We start from the raw sequence: 15,757 nt of genomic DNA on the forward strand, positions 1-15,757 counted from the left end.
GCGCGAACGGGGGTGCAGGGGGCGGAGCCCCCGCATGGGGTCTGGGGCGCAGCCCCAGGGCTCAGCCCATTCAATGCGCTGCACGGGCGGGTGGGCGGGAAAACTCCCGGGGTCTGGGGCGCAGCCCCAGGGCGCTGCACCCTCAAGTAGCCGCACGGGCGGGCGGGTGGGAAAACGTCCCCGGGGCCTGGGGCGGAGCCCCAGGGAGCTGCACCCCCAAGTAGCCGCACGGGCGGGAGGGCGGGCAAACCCCCGGGGCCCGGGGCCCGCCCCAGGGGGTCTACTCGCCGGGCCCGCTCAGCCCGGACAGGACGCCAAGCACGGCCTCCCCATACTTGGCCCGCTTGCTCTCCCCCACCCCCCCAACCGTGGCCAACTCCTCCAACGACCCCGGCCGAACCGTAGCGATCTCCCGCAACGTCGCATCGTGGAAGATGACATACGCCGGAACCCCCGCCTCCTTCGCCTCGGCCGCCCGCCACACCCGCAGCGCCTCGAAGACGGGAAGCGCCTCGGCCGGCAGGTCGACCGCCGCGGCGGGCTTCTTCGAGGAGGCCCGCGCCGGCCGCACCGGCTTCTCCGGCTCCGTGCGCATCCGGACCTCGCGCCGGCCACCCAGCACCTCGCCACTCGGCTCGGTCAGGACCAGCGTCCCGTACTCCCCCTCCACCGCGAGCAGCCCCATCGCGAGCAACTGCCGTACCACGCCGCGCCATTGGGCTTCGGAGAGCTCGTCCCCGATGCCGAACACGGACAGCGCGTCATGGTCGAACTGGATGATCTTCGCGGTCCTGCGGCCGAGCAGGATGTCGATGATCTGGCCCGCACCGAACTTCTGGCCCCGCTCGCGCTGAAGGCGTACGACCGTGGAGAGCACCTTCTGCGCGGCCACCGTGCCGTCCCACGTCTTCGGCGGGGTGAGGCAGGTGTCGCAGTTGCCGCAGTTCTCGGCCGGCGCCTCCTGGCCGAAGTAGCCGAGGAGCTGGGCCCGCCGGCACGAGGCGGTCTCACAGAGCGCCAGCATCGCGTCCAGATGGGCGGCGGCCCGGCGCCGGAACGCCTCGTCGCCCTCGCCGCCCTGGATCATCTTGCGCTGCTGGACGACGTCCTGGAGCCCGTACGCCATCCAGGCCGTCGACGGCAGCCCGTCGCGCCCGGCCCGGCCGGTCTCCTGGTAGTAGCCCTCGACGGACTTGGGCAGGTCGAGGTGGGCGACGAACCGGACGTCCGGCTTGTCGATGCCCATGCCGAAGGCGATGGTCGCCACCACCACCAGGCCGTCCTCCCTGAGGAAGCGGGACTGGTTGACCGCGCGCGTCCCGGCGTCGAGCCCCGCGTGGTACGGGACGGCCCGGACGCCATTGTCACTGAGGTACTGCGCGGTCTTCTCCACGGAGGCACGTGAGAGGCAGTAGACGATGCCCGCGTCGCCGTCGTGCTCCTCCTTGAGGAAGCTGAGGAGCTGCTTCTTCGGGTCGCTCTTGGACACGATCCGGTACTGGATGTTGGGCCGGTCGAAGCTCGCCACGAAGTGCCGGGCGTCCGGCATCACCAGGCGCTGGGTGATCTCCTGGTGGGTCGCGTCCGTGGCGGTCGCCGTGAGCGCGATGCGCGGTACGTCCGGCCAGCGCTCGCCGAGCAGGGACAGGGCGAGGTAGTCGGGGCGGAAGTCGTGGCCCCACTGGGCGACGCAGTGCGCCTCGTCGATGGCGAAGACGGAGATCTTGGCTCGGGAGAGCAGGTCGAGGGTGGCTTCCACGCGGAGCCGTTCGGGCGCCAGGTAGAGCAGGTCGAGCTCCCCGGCAAGGAGCTCGGCCTCGACGGTGCGGCGCTGGTCGAAATCCTGCGTGGAGTTGATGAACCCGGCGCGCACGCCGAGCGCCCGCAGGGCGTCCACCTGGTCCTGCATCAGGGCGATGAGCGGAGAGACGACGACGCCGGTGCCGGGGCGGACGAGGGCGGGGATTTGATAGCAGAGCGATTTGCCGCCGCCGGTGGGCATGAGCACGAGGGCGTCGCCGCCGGCCACGACGTGCTCGATGATGTCGCCCTGGGCGCCGCGGAAGGTGTCGTAGCCGAAGACGCGGTGGAGCGTTCGCAGGGCCTCGCTCTCCGTCTCCACGATCTGCGTTCCGCCGGTTGCGCTCATCGCTCTGTCCCCCGCACTGGTCCGTCACCGTTCACCCCAGCAACGATAGGCGCCCCCACAAACACCCCCCCGAGTTATCCACAACCCCGGCCCACGCCCCTGCCCGGCCCGGTGCCGAGCAGCACGCACATCCTCAGCCCGCCCGGCTGCCCGACACCGGCCCATGGGGGCCACCTCAGCCCGTCCGGCGTCCCGCTCTCGCCTGCGGACCGTGCCCGCCTCTCGCGCAGTTCCCCGCGCCCCCGGCGGAACCGGTCCCGGGCAGCATGCACATTCCCAGCCCGCTCGGCTGCCCCACACCGGCCCGTGGGGGCCACCTCAGCCCGTCCGGCGATTGAGGACGAGGGCCGTTCAGGTGCGGGGCGGGGTATGGGGCGGGGCCCCGGCATTGGTGCACGCCGGGGCCCCGCAAAAGCCACCTACCTCGCAAACACGCTCGCGTGCTGCGCAAGGTCAAGGAAGTACTGCGGCGCCACACCCAGCACCAGGGTGACCGCGACCCCCACCCCGATCGTCGTCATGGTCAGCGGCGACGGCACCGCCACCGTCGGCCCGTCCGCCTTCGGCTCGCTGAAGAACATCAGCACGATCACCCGGATGTAGAAGAACGCCGCGACAGCGGAGGAGATCACACCGACCACGACCAGCGCCCCGGCCCCGCCCTCCGCCGCCGCCTTGAACACGGCGAACTTCCCGGAGAACCCGGAGGTCAGCGGGATCCCCGCGAAGGCGAGCAGGAAGACCGCGAAGACCGCCGCGACCAGCGGCGAGCGCCGGCCGAGCCCCGCCCACTTGGACAGGTGGGTCGCCTCGCCGCCCGCGTCCCGTACCAGCGTGACCACGGCGAACGCGCCGATCGTCACGAAGGAGTACGCCCCCAGGTAGAAGAGGACCGACGAGATGCCGTCGGCGTTGGTGGCGATGACACCGGCCAGGATGAACCCGGCGTGCGCGATCGAGGAGTAGGCCAGGAGCCTCTTGATGTCGGTCTGGGTGATCGCCACGACCGCGCCGCCCAGCATCGTGATGATCGCGACGCCCCACATGACCGGCCGCCAGTCCCAGCTCATGCCGGGCAGCACCACGTACAGCAGACGCAGCAGCGCGCCGAAGGCGGCGACCTTGGTGGCGGCCGCCATGAAGCCCGTCACCGGGGTCGGGGCGCCCTGGTAGACGTCCGGGGCCCACATGTGGAACGGCACCGCGCCGACCTTGAACAGCAGGCCCATCAGGATCATCGCGCCGCCGATGAGCAGCAGCGCGTCGTTGCCCATGGTGCCGGCGAGCGCCGGGTCGACGTTCTGGACCGAGCCGCTGACGACGTCGGCGATCGTGGCGTACGAGACGGAGCCCGCGTAGCCGTACAGGAGCGCGATGCCGAAGAGCAGGAAGGCCGACGAGAAGGCGCCGAGCAGGAAGTACTTGACCGCCGCTTCCTGCGACAGGAGCCGCTTGCGGCGGGCGAGCGCGCACAGCAGGTAGAGGGGGAGCGAGAAGACTTCCAGGGCCACGAACAGGGTCAGCAGGTCGTTCGCCGCCGGGAACACCAGCATTCCGGAGACCGCGAACAGCGCCAGCGGGAAGACCTCCGTGGTGGTGAAACCGGCCTTGAACGCGGCCTTCTCGCTGTCGCTGCCCGGCACCGAGGCCGCCTGCGCGGCGAAGGAGTCCACCCGGCTGCCGTGCGCCTCGGGGTCGAGGCGGCGCTCGGCGAAGGTGAAGACCGCGACGATGGAGGCCAGCAGGATCGTGCCCTGGAGGAAGAGCGCGGGGCCGTCGACGGCGACCGCGCCCATGGCCGCGATGTGCGCCTTGGTCGTGCCGTAGCCGCCGGCCGCGAGGCCGACCACTGCCGCAAAGGCGGCGGCGAGCGCGACCACCGAGAGGAACACCTGCACGTAGTAGCGGCTGCGGCGCGGGACGAAGGCCTCCACCAGGACGCCGACGACCGCCGCACCCACCACGATCAGCGTGGGCGCGAGCTGGGCGTACTCGATGTGCGGTGTGGGGATCTTGTCCAGCTTTCCCTGGGCCGCCGTGGTCCACAGGCTGTGGACAGCTGATGAGCTCACTTGGCCGCCTCCACCGCAGGGTTGGGGTCCTTCTTGTGTACGTCCGACATGGTGTGTTGCACCGCCGGGTTGACGATGTCCGTCAGCGGCTTCGGGTAGACGCCGAGGAAGATCAGCAGCGCGATCAGCGGGGCCACCACGAGCAGTTCCCGGACTTTGAGGTCCGGCATGCCCTGCACCTCGGCCTTGACCGGCCCCGTCATCGTCCGCTGGTAGAGGACGAGGACGTACAGCGCCGCGAGGACGATGCCGAGGGTGGCGACCACACCGGCCACCGGGTAGCGGCTGAACGTGCCGACCAGGACCAGGAATTCACTCACGAAGGGCGCCAGGCCCGGCAGCGACAGGGTGGCGAGGCCGCCGATCAGGAAGGTGCCGGCCAAGACCGGCGCGACCTTCTGGACGCCGCCGTAGTCCGAGATGAGCCGGGAGCCGCGCCGCGAGATCAGGAAGCCGGCCACCAGCATCAGCGCCGCCGTCGAGATGCCATGGTTGACCATGTACAGCGTGGCGCCGGACTGGCCCTGGCTGGTCATCGCGAAGATGCCCATGATGATGAAGCCGAAGTGCGAGATCGACGCGTACGCCACCAGGCGCTTGATGTCGCGTTGGCCGACGGCGAGCAGCGCCCCGTAGATGATGCTGATCACCGCGAGAACCACGATCACGGGCGTCGCCCACTTGCTGGCCTCCGGGAAGAGCTGGAGGCAGAAGCGCAGCATCGCGAAGGTGCCGACCTTGTCGACGACCGCGGTGATGAGCACCGCGACCGGCGCGGTCGACTCGCCCATCGCGTTGGGCAGCCAGGTGTGCAGCGGCCACAGCGGGGCCTTCACCGCGAAGGCGAAGAAGAAGCCGAGGAACAGCAGCCGCTCGGTGCCGGTCGCCATGTGGAGCGAGCCACTGGCGCGGGCCGCGGCGATCTCGTCCAGCGAGAACGAGCCGGCCACCACGTACAGGCCGATGACCGCGGCCAGCATGATGAGCCCGCCGACCAGGTTGTAGAGCAGGAACTTGACGGCCGCGTACGAGCGTTGGGTCGCCGCCGCCTCGTCGCCCCCCGCGTGGGCCCGGTCGCCGAAGCCGCCGATGAGGAAGTACATCGGGATGAGCATGGCTTCGAACAGGATGTAGAAGACGAAGACGTCGGTGGCCTCGAAGGAGAGCACCACCATCGCCTCGACGGCGAGGATCAGGGCGAAGAAGCCCTGGGTCGGCCGCCAGCGGCCCGCAGCGAAGCTGCTATTGGGCTCAGCGTGGGTCTCCAGCGGGTCGGCGTCGTGCCAGCCGGCCGCGATGATGAACGGGATGAGCAGCGCGGTGAGCCCGATCAGGGCCACCCCGATGCCGTCGACGCCCAGTTCGTAGCGGACGCCGAAGTCCTTGATCCAGGCGTGCGACTCGGTCAACTGGTAGCGCGCGCCGCCCGGTTCGAACCGTACGAGCTGGATCGCGGCGAGCACCAGGGTGCCGGCCGAGACCAGCAGGGCCAGCCACTTGGCGGCGGTCCGCCGGGCGGCGGGGACGGCCGCGGTCGCGACCGCGCCGAGCGCCGGCAGGGCGGCCGTCGCGGTGAGGAGGGGGAAGGACATCGTGTTACACCGCCCTCATCAGCAGAGTCGCGGCGATGATCACCACAGCACCTCCGAACATCGAGACCGCGTAACTGCGGGCGAAGCCGTTCTGCAGCTTGCGCAGGCGGCCGGAGAGCCCGCCGACCGAGGCGGCGGTTCCATTGACGACTCCGTCGACCAGGCTGTGGTCGAGGTAGACGAGCGAGCGGGTGAGGTGTTCGCCGCCGCGGACCAGGACCACATGGTTGAAGTCGTCCTGGAGCAGGTCGCGGCGGGCGGCCCGGGTGAGCAGCGAGCCGCGGGGGGCGAGCGCCGGTACGGACCCCCGGCCGTACTGGACGATCGCGAGGCCCACCCCGATGAGCAGGCAGACGACGGTGGCGGCGGTGACGGTCCACTGGCCGACCGGCGAGTCGCCGTGGTCGAAGGACGTGACCGGCTCCAGCCACTTCACGAAGCGGTCGCCGATGCCGAAGATGCCACCGGCGAAGACCGAGCCGAAGGCGAGCACGATCATGGGGATCGTCATGGTCTTCGGGGACTCGTGCGGGTGCGGTTCGGCGTGGGTGCCGTGCGTCTCGGCGGCGGGCTCCACGTCGGGCTCGGCCGGTGACGCGGTCTTGGTGTTCTTCCAGCGCTCCTCGCCGAAGAAGGTCATCACCATCACGCGCGTCATGTAGTACGCGGTGATCGCGGCGCCGAGCAGGGTGACCGCGCCGAGGATCCAGCCCTCGGTGCCGCCCTTGGCGAACGACGCCTCGATGATCTTGTCCTTGGAGAAGAACCCGGACAGGCCCGGGAAGCCGATGATCGCCAGGTAGCCGAGGCCGAAGGTGGCGAAGGTGACCGGCATGTACTTCCGCAGGCCGCCGTACTTGCGCATGTCGACCTCGTCGTTCATGCCGTGCATGACGGAGCCGGCACCGAGGAAGAGCCCGGCCTTGAAGAAGCCGTGCGTCACCAGGTGCATGATCGCGAAGGCGTAGCCGATCGGGCCGAGGCCGGTGGCCAGGATCATGTAGCCGATCTGCGACATCGTGGAGCCCGCGAGGGCCTTCTTGATGTCGTCCTTGGCGCAACCGACGATCGCACCGAACAGGAGCGTGACGGCGCCGACGACCACGACGACCGTCTGGACGTCGGGCACCGCGTTGAAGACCGCGCCGGAGCGGGTGATCAGGTAGACGCCCGCGGTCACCATGGTCGCCGCGTGGATCAGGGCCGAGACCGGGGTCGGGCCCTCCATCGCGTCGCCCAGCCAGGACTGGAGCGGCACCTGCGCCGACTTGCCGCACGCCGCGAGCAGCAGCATCAGACCGATGGCGGTGTTGCGGCCCGAGCTCGCGTTCGCCGTCCCGCCGAGGACCGTGGAGAAGGCGAACGACCCGAACGTCGTGAACATCACCATGATGGCGATGGACAGACCCATGTCGCCGACCCGGTTGACCAGGAAGGCCTTCTTGGCGGCGGTCGCCGCGCTGGGCTTGTGCTGCCAGAAGCCGATGAGCAGGTAGGACGCGAGGCCCACGCCTTCCCAGCCGACGTACAGGAGCAGGTAGTTGTCGGCGAGGACCAGCAGGAGCATCGCCGCGAGGAACAGGTTGAGGTAGCCGAAGAAGCGCCGGCGGTTCTCGTCGTGCTCCATGTAGCCGATCGAGTAGATGTGGATCAAGGTGCCCACACCGGTGATCAGCAGGACGAAGGTCATCGACAACTGGTCGAGCTGGAAGCCGACGTTGGCCTGGAAGCCTTCGACCGGCACCCAGCTGAACAGGTGCTGGGTCACTGTCCGGTGCTCGGCCGAGCGGCCCAGCATGGCGAAGAAGAGGACCGCGCCGATGACGAACGACGCGGCCGCGAGCAGGGTGGCGAGCCAGTGGCCGGCCTTGTCCAGGCGCCGGCCGCCGCACAGCAGGACGGCCGCTCCGAGCAGAGGCGCCGCGATGAGCAGCGCGATGAGGTTCTCTGTATTTCCCACGGTTCCAGCGACCCCTTACAGCTTCATCAGGCTGGCGTCGTCGACCGAGGCCGAGTGGCGGGAACGGAAGAGCGACACGATGATCGCGAGGCCGACGACGACCTCCGCGGCGGCGACGACCATCGTGAAGAACGCGATGATCTGGCCGTCGAGGTTGCCGTGCAGCCGGGAGAAGCAGACGAACGCGAGGTTGCAGGCGTTGAGCATCAGCTCGACGCACATGAAGACCACGATCGCGTTGCGCCTGATGAGCACGCCGGCGGCGCCGATGGTGAACAACAGGGCTGCCAGATAGAGGTAGTTGACCGGATTCACTTGGTGGCCTCCTCTTGGTCGCGCCCGAGGTCGTGGTCGCGGCCGGTGTCACGGCCGCGCTGGGAGTCGTGGTCCCGGCCGAGCCGGTCCTCGGAGCGCTGCTCCAGTGCCTTGAGGTCGGCGAGCGACTGACTGGACACGTCACGGATCTGGCCGCGGCCGCGGAGCGTCTGGTTGACGGTGAGCTCGGAGGGGGTGCCGTCGGGGAGCAGGCCCGCGACGTCGACCGCGTTGTGCCGGGCGTAGACGCCGGGGGCGGGCAGCGGGGGCAGGTGCCTGCCGCGTACGCGCTCCTCGGACATCTCCCGCTGGGTCTTGGCGCGTTCGGTGCGCTCCCGGTGGGTGAGCACCATCGCGCCGACCGCCGAGGTGATCAGCAGGGCGCCGGTGATTTCGAAGGCGAAGACGTACTTGGTGAAGATGAGGGTGGCGAGCCCCTCGACGTTTCCGTTGGCGTTGGCCTGGCCGAGCCCGTTGAAGCTCTTCAGCGAGGCGTTGGCGAGGCCGGCGATCAGGAGCACCCCGAAGCCGAGCCCGCAGGCCGCGGCCCACCAGCGCTGGCCCTTGATGGTCTCCTTCAGCGAGTCGGCGGCGGTGACACCGACCAGCATGACGACGAACAGGAACAGCATCATGATCGCGCCGGTGTAGACGACGATCTGGACGATGCCCAGGAAGTACGCCCCGTTGGCGAGGTAGAAGACCGCGAGGATGATCATGGTCCCGGCGAGGCAGAGCGCGCTGTGCACGGCCTTCTTCATGAGGATCGTGCACAGGGCGCCGATCACGGCGACCGTGCCGAGCACCCAGAACTGGAAGGCCTCGCCGGTGGAGGTGCCCGAGGCCGCGACGGCCAGCGCGACGGCGGGCGCGCTCATGCCCCCACCACCTTGCCGGACGCGGGCTCGTCCGCACCGAAGGTGGAGGCCGCCTCCTGGGGCCGCTCCCCCTTGCTGAGCGCGACTTGCCGGACGGTGCCGGGCGCCGCCTCGGTGACCAGGCCCAGGTAGTAGTCCTGCTCGTCCATGCCCGGGTGGATCGCGTGCGGGCTGTCGACCATGGTGTCGTCGAGCCCGGCGAGCAGCTGCTCCTTGGTGTAGATCAGGTTCTCGCGCGAGGAGTCGGCCAGTTCGAACTCGTTGGTCATCGTCAGCGCCCGGGTGGGGCATGCCTCGATGCACAGGCCGCACAGGATGCAGCGCGCGTAATTGATCTGGTAGACGCGGCCGTAGCGCTCGCCCGGCGAGTAGCGCTCCTCGTCCGTGTTGTCGGCGCCCTCCACATAGATGGCGTCGGCGGGACAGGCCCAGGCGCACAGCTCGCAGCCGACGCACTTCTCCAGGCCGTCGGGGTGCCGGTTGAGCTGGTGGCGGCCGTGGAAGCGCGGCGCGGTGACCTTCTGCTGTTCCGGATACTGCTCGGTCAGCCGCTTCTTGAACATGGCCTTGAAGGTCACACCGAAGCCGGCCACGGGGTTGAGGAACGTGTCCTGCTGTTCCTGCGGTCCCGCCGGCTCTCCGGGCTTGCCCGGCTTCCTGCTCACCGACTTGTCGGATGGCGTGTCAGACACCGTCGCCCTCCCTTCCTTCTCCGTCACTCTGGGTATCCGCCCCACCACTGACAATCAACTCGCGCCCTCCCCCACGCTCGGCTTCGCTCGCACGGGGGGACCCCCAGGCCGGCCGTCGGCGGGGTACGGGCGGAAGGGTCTGTCCGGGCAGCGGCGGCACCGGGAATCCCCCGGCCATCGGGTCGAAGGCGGCGGGTGGCGTCTTCGCCTCCTCGTCCGCCCCGTCCTTCTTGCTCCGGAAGACGTCCACGACGAAGGAGAGCAGCAGCACCGCGATGACGGGGGCGCCGACGTACAGCACGATCTTCGAGAAGTCGTACCCCTCGTTGCGCAGCGCCCGCACGGTCGCGACCAGCATCAGCCAGACCACCGACACCGGGATGAGCACCTTCCACCCCAGCTTCATCAGCTGGTCGTAGCGGACCCGGGGCAGCGTGCCGCGCAGCCAGATGAAGAAGAACAGCAGCAGCTGGACCTTGATGACGAACCAGAGCATCGGCCACCAGCCGTGGTTCGCGCCCTCCCAGAACGTGCTGATGGGCCAGGGCGCCCGCCAGCCGCCGAGGAAGAGGGTGGTCGCGACGGCCGAGACGGTGACCATGTTGACGTACTCGGCGAGCATGAACATCGCGAACTTGATGGACGAGTACTCGGTGTTGAAGCCGCCGACCAGGTCGCCCTCGGACTCCGGCATGTCGAACGGGGCCCGGTTGGTCTCGCCGACCATCGTGACGATGTAGATGATGAACGAGACCGGCAGCAGCACGATGTACCAGCGGTCGCCCTGCGCCTCCACGATCTTCGAGGTCGACATCGACCCGGAGTAGAGGAAGACCGAGGCGAAGGCCGCGCCCATGGCGATCTCGTAGGAGATCATCTGCGCGCAGGAGCGCAGGCCGCCGAGGAGCGGATACGTGGACCCGGACGACCAGCCCGCGAGCACGATGCCGTAGATGCCGACCGACGCCACGGCCAGGACGTACAGCATGGCGATCGGCAGGTCGGTGAGCTGCATCGTGGTGCGGTGGCCGAAGACCGACACCTCGTTGCCCGCGGGCCCGAACGGGATCACGGCGATCGCCATGAACGCCGGGATCGCGGCGATGACCGGGGCCAGGACGTAGACGACCTTGTCGGCCCGCTTGACGATGACGTCTTCCTTCAGCATCAGCTTGATGCCGTCGGCGAGCGACTGGAGCATGCCCCAGGGGCCGTGCCGGTTGGGGCCGATGCGCAGCTGCATCCAGGCGACGACCTTGCGCTCCCACACGATGGAGAACAGCACGGTCACCATCAGGAACGCGAAGCAGAAGACGGCCTTGACGACGACGAGCCACCAGGGGTCGCGGCCGAACAGGGACAGGTCCTCCGCAGCGAGCGTGATCACGCCTCCACCACCTCCGAGGGGGCATCCGTAACGGCCGGTCCGATGCGGACGACCTGTCCGGGGACCGCGCCGGTGTCGGCGACGACTCCGGCGCCGACGGAGTTCAGCGGCAGCCATACCACCCGGTCGGGCATCTCGCTGACCTGGAGCGGGAGTTGGATGCTGCCGGCCGGGCCGGTGACGGCGAGGAGGTCACCGTCCTTGACGCCGGACTCGGCCGCGGTGGCCGCCGAGAGGCGGGCCACGGACGCGTGCCGGGTGCCGGCCAGCGCCTCGTCGCCCTCCTGGAGGCTGCCCCGGTCGAGCAGCATCCGGTGACCGGCGAGGACGGCCTCGCCCTCGGCGGGCCGGGGCAGCACGTGCGCCGGCTCCAACGGTTCGCTCGCGCGCGGCCCGTCCCAGGTGCCGAGCCGTGTCATCTCGTTCCGTACGGCGCGCAGATCGGGCAGGGCGAAGTGGCCGTGTCCCAGGGCGCCACCGGTGTCGGCGAGCGCGTCGGCCAGCATGTGCAGCACGCGCGCGTCGGTGGGCGAGGGGGTGCGGGTCAGCTGCTCGGGCTTCAGGGCGGCCTCGAAAAGGCGTGCCCTGCCTTCCCAGTTGAGGAAGGTGCCGGGCTTCTCGGCGACCGCGGCGACCGGGAACACCACGTCGGCGTGGGCGGTGACCTCGCCGGGCCGCAGTTCGAGCGAGACCACGAAGGCCTCTTCGAGGGCCTGGCGGGCGCGCGCCGGGTCCGGCAGGTCGGCCGGGTCGACGCCCGCGACGAGCAGCGCGGCCAGCTCGCGGGTGGCCGCGGCCTCGATGATCTGGCCGGTGTCGCGCCCGTAGCGGTGCGGGAGTTCGCGCACGCCCCAGGCGGTGGCCACCTCGTCGCGGGCGCGGGGGTCGGTGGCCGGGCGGCCGCCGGGCAGCAGCGACGGGATCGCGCCCGCCTCCACGGCGCCGCGCTCACCGGCACGGCGCGGGATCCACACCAGTTCGGCGCCGGTCGCCGCGGCCGCGCGTACCGCGGCGGTCAGCGCGCCGGGCACGCCCGCCAGGCGCTCGCCGACGATGAGGACGGCGCCCTCCAAGCGCAGCGCCTCGGCCGCCTTCGCGCCGTCCGCGTCGAGGCCGACGCCGCCCGAGAGCGCGTCGAGCCATTCGGTCTCGGTACCGGGCGCGGCCGGCAGCAGGGTGCCGCCCGCCTTGGCGAGGCCGCGGGTCATGTGGGTGGCGAGCGAGAAGGTGCGCTGGCCGTGCTTGCGCCAGGCCTTGCGCAGCCGCAGGAAGACGCCCGGCGCCTCCTCCTCGGACTCGAAGCCGACGAGCAGGACGGCCGGCGCCCCCTCAAGGACGGCGTAGGTCGCGCCCCGCCCGTCGAGGTCCCGGCCGCGCCCCGCGACCCTGGCCGCCAGGAAGTCGGCTTCCTCGGCGGAGTGCACACGGGCCCGGAAGTCGACGTCGTTGGTGTCCAGGACGACACGCGCGAACTTGGCGTAGGCGTACGCGTCCTCGACGGTCAGCCGGCCTCCGGTGAGCACCCCCGCCCGGCCGCGCGCGGCCGCGAGTCCGGCGGCGGCCGCATCCAGCGCCTCGGGCCAGCTCGCCGGTTCGAGTACGCCGTCCGCGGTGCGCACCAGCGGCGTGGTCAGACGGTCCGGCTTCTGCGCGTACCGGAAGGCGAACCTGCCCTTGTCGCAGACCCACTCCTCGTTGACCTCGGGGTCCTCGGCCGCCAGGCGCCGCATGACCTTGCCGCGCCGGTGGTCGGTGCGGGTCGCGCAGCCGCCCGCGCAGTGCTCGCACACCGAGGGCGACGACACCAGGTCGAAGGGGCGGGAGCGGAAGCGGTACGCGGCCGAGGTCAGCGCGCCGACGGGGCAGATCTGGATGGTGTTGCCGGAGAAGTACGACTCGAACGGGTCGCCCTCGCCGGTGCCGACCTGCTGGAGCGCGCCCCGCTCGATCAGCTCGATCATCGGGTCGCCGGCGATCTGGTTGGAGAAGCGGGTGCAGCGCGCGCACAGCACACAGCGCTCGCGGTCCAGGAGCACCTGGGTGGAGATCGGGACCGGCTTCTCATAGGTGCGCTTCTTGCCTTCGAAGCGCGAGTCCGTGTCGCCGACCTGCATCGCCTGGTTCTGCAAGGGGCATTCGCCGCCCTTGTCGCAGACCGGGCAGTCCAACGGGTGGTTGATGAGCAGGAGTTCCATCACGCCGCGCTGTGCCTTCTCTGCGACCGGCGAGGAGAGCTGGGACTTGACCACCATGCCGTCGGTGCACGTGATGGTGCAGGACGCCATCGGCTTGCGCTGGCCCTCGACCTCGACGATGCACTGGCGGCAGGCGCCGGCCGGGTCGAGCAGGGGGTGGTCACAGAACCGCGGGATCTCGATGCCGAGCTGTTCGGCGGCGCGGATCACCAGGGTGCCCTTGGGGACACTGATGCCGATGCCGTCGATGGTCAGCGAGACTGTTTCTTCGGCGGCCTTCGACGGCCCGGCCGCCTCGCCGCCCCCGGAGGAAGCGCTACTCGTCGTCACAGTCATGCGTTCACCTCCGTGCTGTCGTCCGCCCAGGCGGTGGACCTGGCGGGGTCGAAGGGGCAGCCCTTGCCCGTGATGTGCTGCTCGTACTCGTCGCGGAAGTACTTGAGCGAGGAGAAGATCGGCGAGGCCGCGCCGTCGCCGAGCGCGCAGAACGACTTGCCGTTGATGTTGTCGGCGATGTCGTTCAGCTTGTCGAGGTCGCCCATGGCTCCCTTGCCGGCCTCGATGTCGCGGAGCAACTGGACGAGCCAGTACGTCCCTTCACGGCAGGGGGTGCACTTGCCGCAGGACTCGTGGGCGTAGAACTCCGTCCAGCGGGTGACCGCCCGCACCACGCAGGTGGTCTCGTCGAAGCACTGGAGCGCCTTGGTGCCGAGCATCGAACCGGCGGCGCCCACGCCCTCGTAGTCCAGCGGCACATCCAGGTGCTCGTCGGTGAACATCGGGGTCGAGGAGCCGCCCGGCGTCCAGAACTTGAGGCGGTGGCCCTTGCGCATCCCGCCGCTCATGTCGAGCAGCTGGCGCAGGGTGATGCCGAGCGGCGCCTCGTACTGGCCGGGGCTCGTGACGTGCCCGCTGAGCGAATACAGCGTGAAGCCGGGGGACTTCTCGCTGCCCATCGACTTGAACCAGTCCTTGCCCCGGTTCAGGATCGCGGGAACCGACGCGATGGATTCGACGTTGTTCACCACAGTGGGGCACGCGTACAGACCGGCGACCGCGGGGAAGGGGGGGCGCAGCCGGGGCTGGCCGCGCCTGCCTTCGAGGGAGTCCAGGAGCGCGGTCTCCTCGCCGCAGATGTACGCGCCGGCGCCGGCGTGCACGGTGACGTCGAGGTTCAGACCGCTGCCGAGGATGTCCTCGCCCAGGAACCCCGCCTCGTACGCCTCGCGCACGGCCTCGTGCAGCCGCCGCAGTACGGGGACGACTTCGCCGCGCAGATAGATGAAGGCGTGCGAGGAGCGGATCGCGTAGCAGGCGATCACGATGCCCTCGATGAGGGAGTGCGGGTTGGCGAACAGGAGCGGGATGTCCTTGCAGGTCCCGGGCTCCGATTCGTCGGCGTTGACGACCAGGTAGTGCGGTTTGCCGTCGCCCTGCGGGATGAACTGCCACTTCATCCCGGTGGGGAAGCCGGCGCCGCCGCGGCCGCGCAGACCGGAGTCCTTGACGTACGCGATGAGGTCGTCCGGGGTCATCGCGAGCGCCTTGCGCAGGCCCTCGTATCCGTCGTGGCGCCGGTAGGTGTCCAGCGTCCACGCTTCGGGCTCGTCCCAGAAGGCGGAGAGGACGGGGACCAGGAGCTTTTCCGGGCTGCTCCCGTTCCCGTTTCCTTCGATCCCGGTGGCCAAGGTCATCACTCCCCCTCCTCGGCGGCGGGACCGGCGGGGTGCGCCGGGTCGGACGCTGAGGTCTGCTGCGGTGCGTCGTGCGAGCTCATGTGCTGGGCGCCGGGCTGTGGCGCGTCCTTGGGTCCCTCGCCCCGCGGGTGCACCACGCGTGCGCCGGCCACCTCGCCCTTGGCGAGCCGGAGTCCGGCCAGCGACGCGGGCCCCGCGCCACCGGTGGCGGCGACCGCGCCGGGGCGCTCGTCGGGGAAGCCGGCCAGGATGCGCGCGGTCTCCTTGTACGTGCACAGCGGCGCGCCCCGGGTGGGCTCCACCTCGCGGCCCGCGCGCAGGTCGTCGACGAGCCGTTTGGCGCTCTCGGGGGTCTGGTTGTCGAAGAACTCCCAGTTGACCATCACGACGGGCGCGAAGTCGCAGGCGGCGTTGCACTCGATGTGTTCGAGCGTCACCTTGCCGTCGTCGGTCGTCCCGTTGTTGCCGACGTCCAGGTGCCGCTTCAGCTCCTCGAAGATGGCGTCGCCGCCCATCACCGCGCAGAGCGTGTTGGTGCAGACACCGACCTGGTACTCGCCCGAGGGCCCCCGCCGGTACATGGAGTAGAAGGTGGCGACGGCGGTGACCTCGGCCGTGGTCAGCTCCAGGAGGTCCGCGCAGAAGGCCATGCCGGTGCGCGAGACGTATCCTTCCTCCGCCTGGACGAGGTGGAGCAGCGGCAGCAGTGCGGAGCGGCTGTCGGGGTAGCGGGCGACGATCTCCTTGCCGTCCGCTTCGAGCCGGGCGCGTACATCGGCCGGGTAGTCGGGCGCGGGCAGTTGCGGCATGCCCAAGTGGA

General features: G+C 70.3%; 11 protein-coding genes. All 11 read right to left on the minus strand.

The annotated features are described in order from the left end of the window. Positions 1 to 280 precede the first annotated feature (280 nt). The 11 genes from recQ to nuoE all read right to left on the minus strand — a co-directional run bounded on the left by recQ (position 281) and on the right by nuoE (position 15,746). Entirely contained in the window at positions 281 to 2,149 is a 1,869-nt protein-coding gene (recQ, locus tag ACGFW5_RS32125; RefSeq protein WP_393837855.1) for a DNA helicase RecQ, read from the minus strand. Between the two features lie 419 nt (positions 2,150 to 2,568). After that, positions 2,569 to 4,221, minus strand: a complete 1,653-nt coding sequence (nuoN, locus tag ACGFW5_RS32130; protein ID WP_393837856.1) for an NADH-quinone oxidoreductase subunit NuoN — start codon at positions 4,219 to 4,221, stop codon at positions 2,569 to 2,571. Beyond that, positions 4,218 to 5,813, minus strand: a complete 1,596-nt coding sequence (locus ACGFW5_RS32135) for an NADH-quinone oxidoreductase subunit M (RefSeq protein WP_393837857.1) — start codon at positions 5,811 to 5,813, stop codon at positions 4,218 to 4,220. Before ACGFW5_RS32135 ends, nuoN begins: the two co-directional genes overlap by 4 nt. Positions 5,814 to 5,817: 4 nt before the next feature. After that, positions 5,818 to 7,773: an NADH-quinone oxidoreductase subunit L gene (gene nuoL / locus ACGFW5_RS32140; protein WP_393837858.1), complete on the minus strand. Its 1,956-nt coding sequence runs from the start codon at positions 7,771 to 7,773 to the stop codon at positions 5,818 to 5,820. 15 nt (positions 7,774 to 7,788) lie between these two features. Beyond that, the gene (nuoK, locus tag ACGFW5_RS32145) at positions 7,789 to 8,088 is read right to left on the minus strand and encodes an NADH-quinone oxidoreductase subunit NuoK (RefSeq protein WP_100578793.1); all 300 of its coding nucleotides are present in this window, start codon (positions 8,086 to 8,088) and stop codon (positions 7,789 to 7,791) included. Then, entirely contained in the window at positions 8,085 to 8,966 is an 882-nt protein-coding gene (locus ACGFW5_RS32150; RefSeq protein WP_393837859.1) for an NADH-quinone oxidoreductase subunit J, read from the minus strand. Before ACGFW5_RS32150 ends, nuoK begins: the two co-directional genes overlap by 4 nt. Further along, positions 8,963 to 9,631 carry an NADH-quinone oxidoreductase subunit NuoI gene (gene nuoI / locus ACGFW5_RS32155; protein ID WP_393837906.1) on the minus strand — a complete coding sequence of 223 codons (669 nt, stop codon included), beginning with the start codon at positions 9,629 to 9,631 and terminating at the stop codon, positions 8,963 to 8,965. The genes ACGFW5_RS32150 and nuoI overlap by 4 nt, the downstream gene beginning before the upstream one ends. 19 nt (positions 9,632 to 9,650) lie before the next feature. Beyond that, entirely contained in the window at positions 9,651 to 11,045 is a 1,395-nt protein-coding gene (nuoH, locus tag ACGFW5_RS32160; RefSeq protein WP_393837860.1) for an NADH-quinone oxidoreductase subunit NuoH, read from the minus strand. After that, positions 11,042 to 13,576, minus strand: a complete 2,535-nt coding sequence (locus tag ACGFW5_RS32165) for an NADH-quinone oxidoreductase subunit G (protein WP_393837861.1) — start codon at positions 13,574 to 13,576, stop codon at positions 11,042 to 11,044. The genes nuoH and ACGFW5_RS32165 overlap by 4 nt, the downstream gene beginning before the upstream one ends. Further along, a complete protein-coding gene (nuoF, locus tag ACGFW5_RS32170) occupies positions 13,573 to 14,934 on the minus strand; it encodes an NADH-quinone oxidoreductase subunit NuoF (RefSeq protein WP_393837862.1) in 1,362 nt (453 codons plus the stop codon). Before nuoF ends, ACGFW5_RS32165 begins: the two co-directional genes overlap by 4 nt. Continuing rightward, positions 14,934 to 15,746 carry an NADH-quinone oxidoreductase subunit NuoE gene (gene nuoE, locus ACGFW5_RS32175; protein ID WP_393837907.1) on the minus strand — a complete coding sequence of 271 codons (813 nt, stop codon included), beginning with the start codon at positions 15,744 to 15,746 and terminating at the stop codon, positions 14,934 to 14,936. Before nuoE ends, nuoF begins: the two co-directional genes overlap by 1 nt. Between the last annotated feature and the right edge of the window lie 11 nt (positions 15,747 to 15,757).

It is taken from the genome of Streptomyces sp. NPDC048416 (assembly GCF_043200435.1).
Taxonomy (GTDB): domain Bacteria; phylum Actinomycetota; class Actinomycetes; order Streptomycetales; family Streptomycetaceae; genus Streptomyces.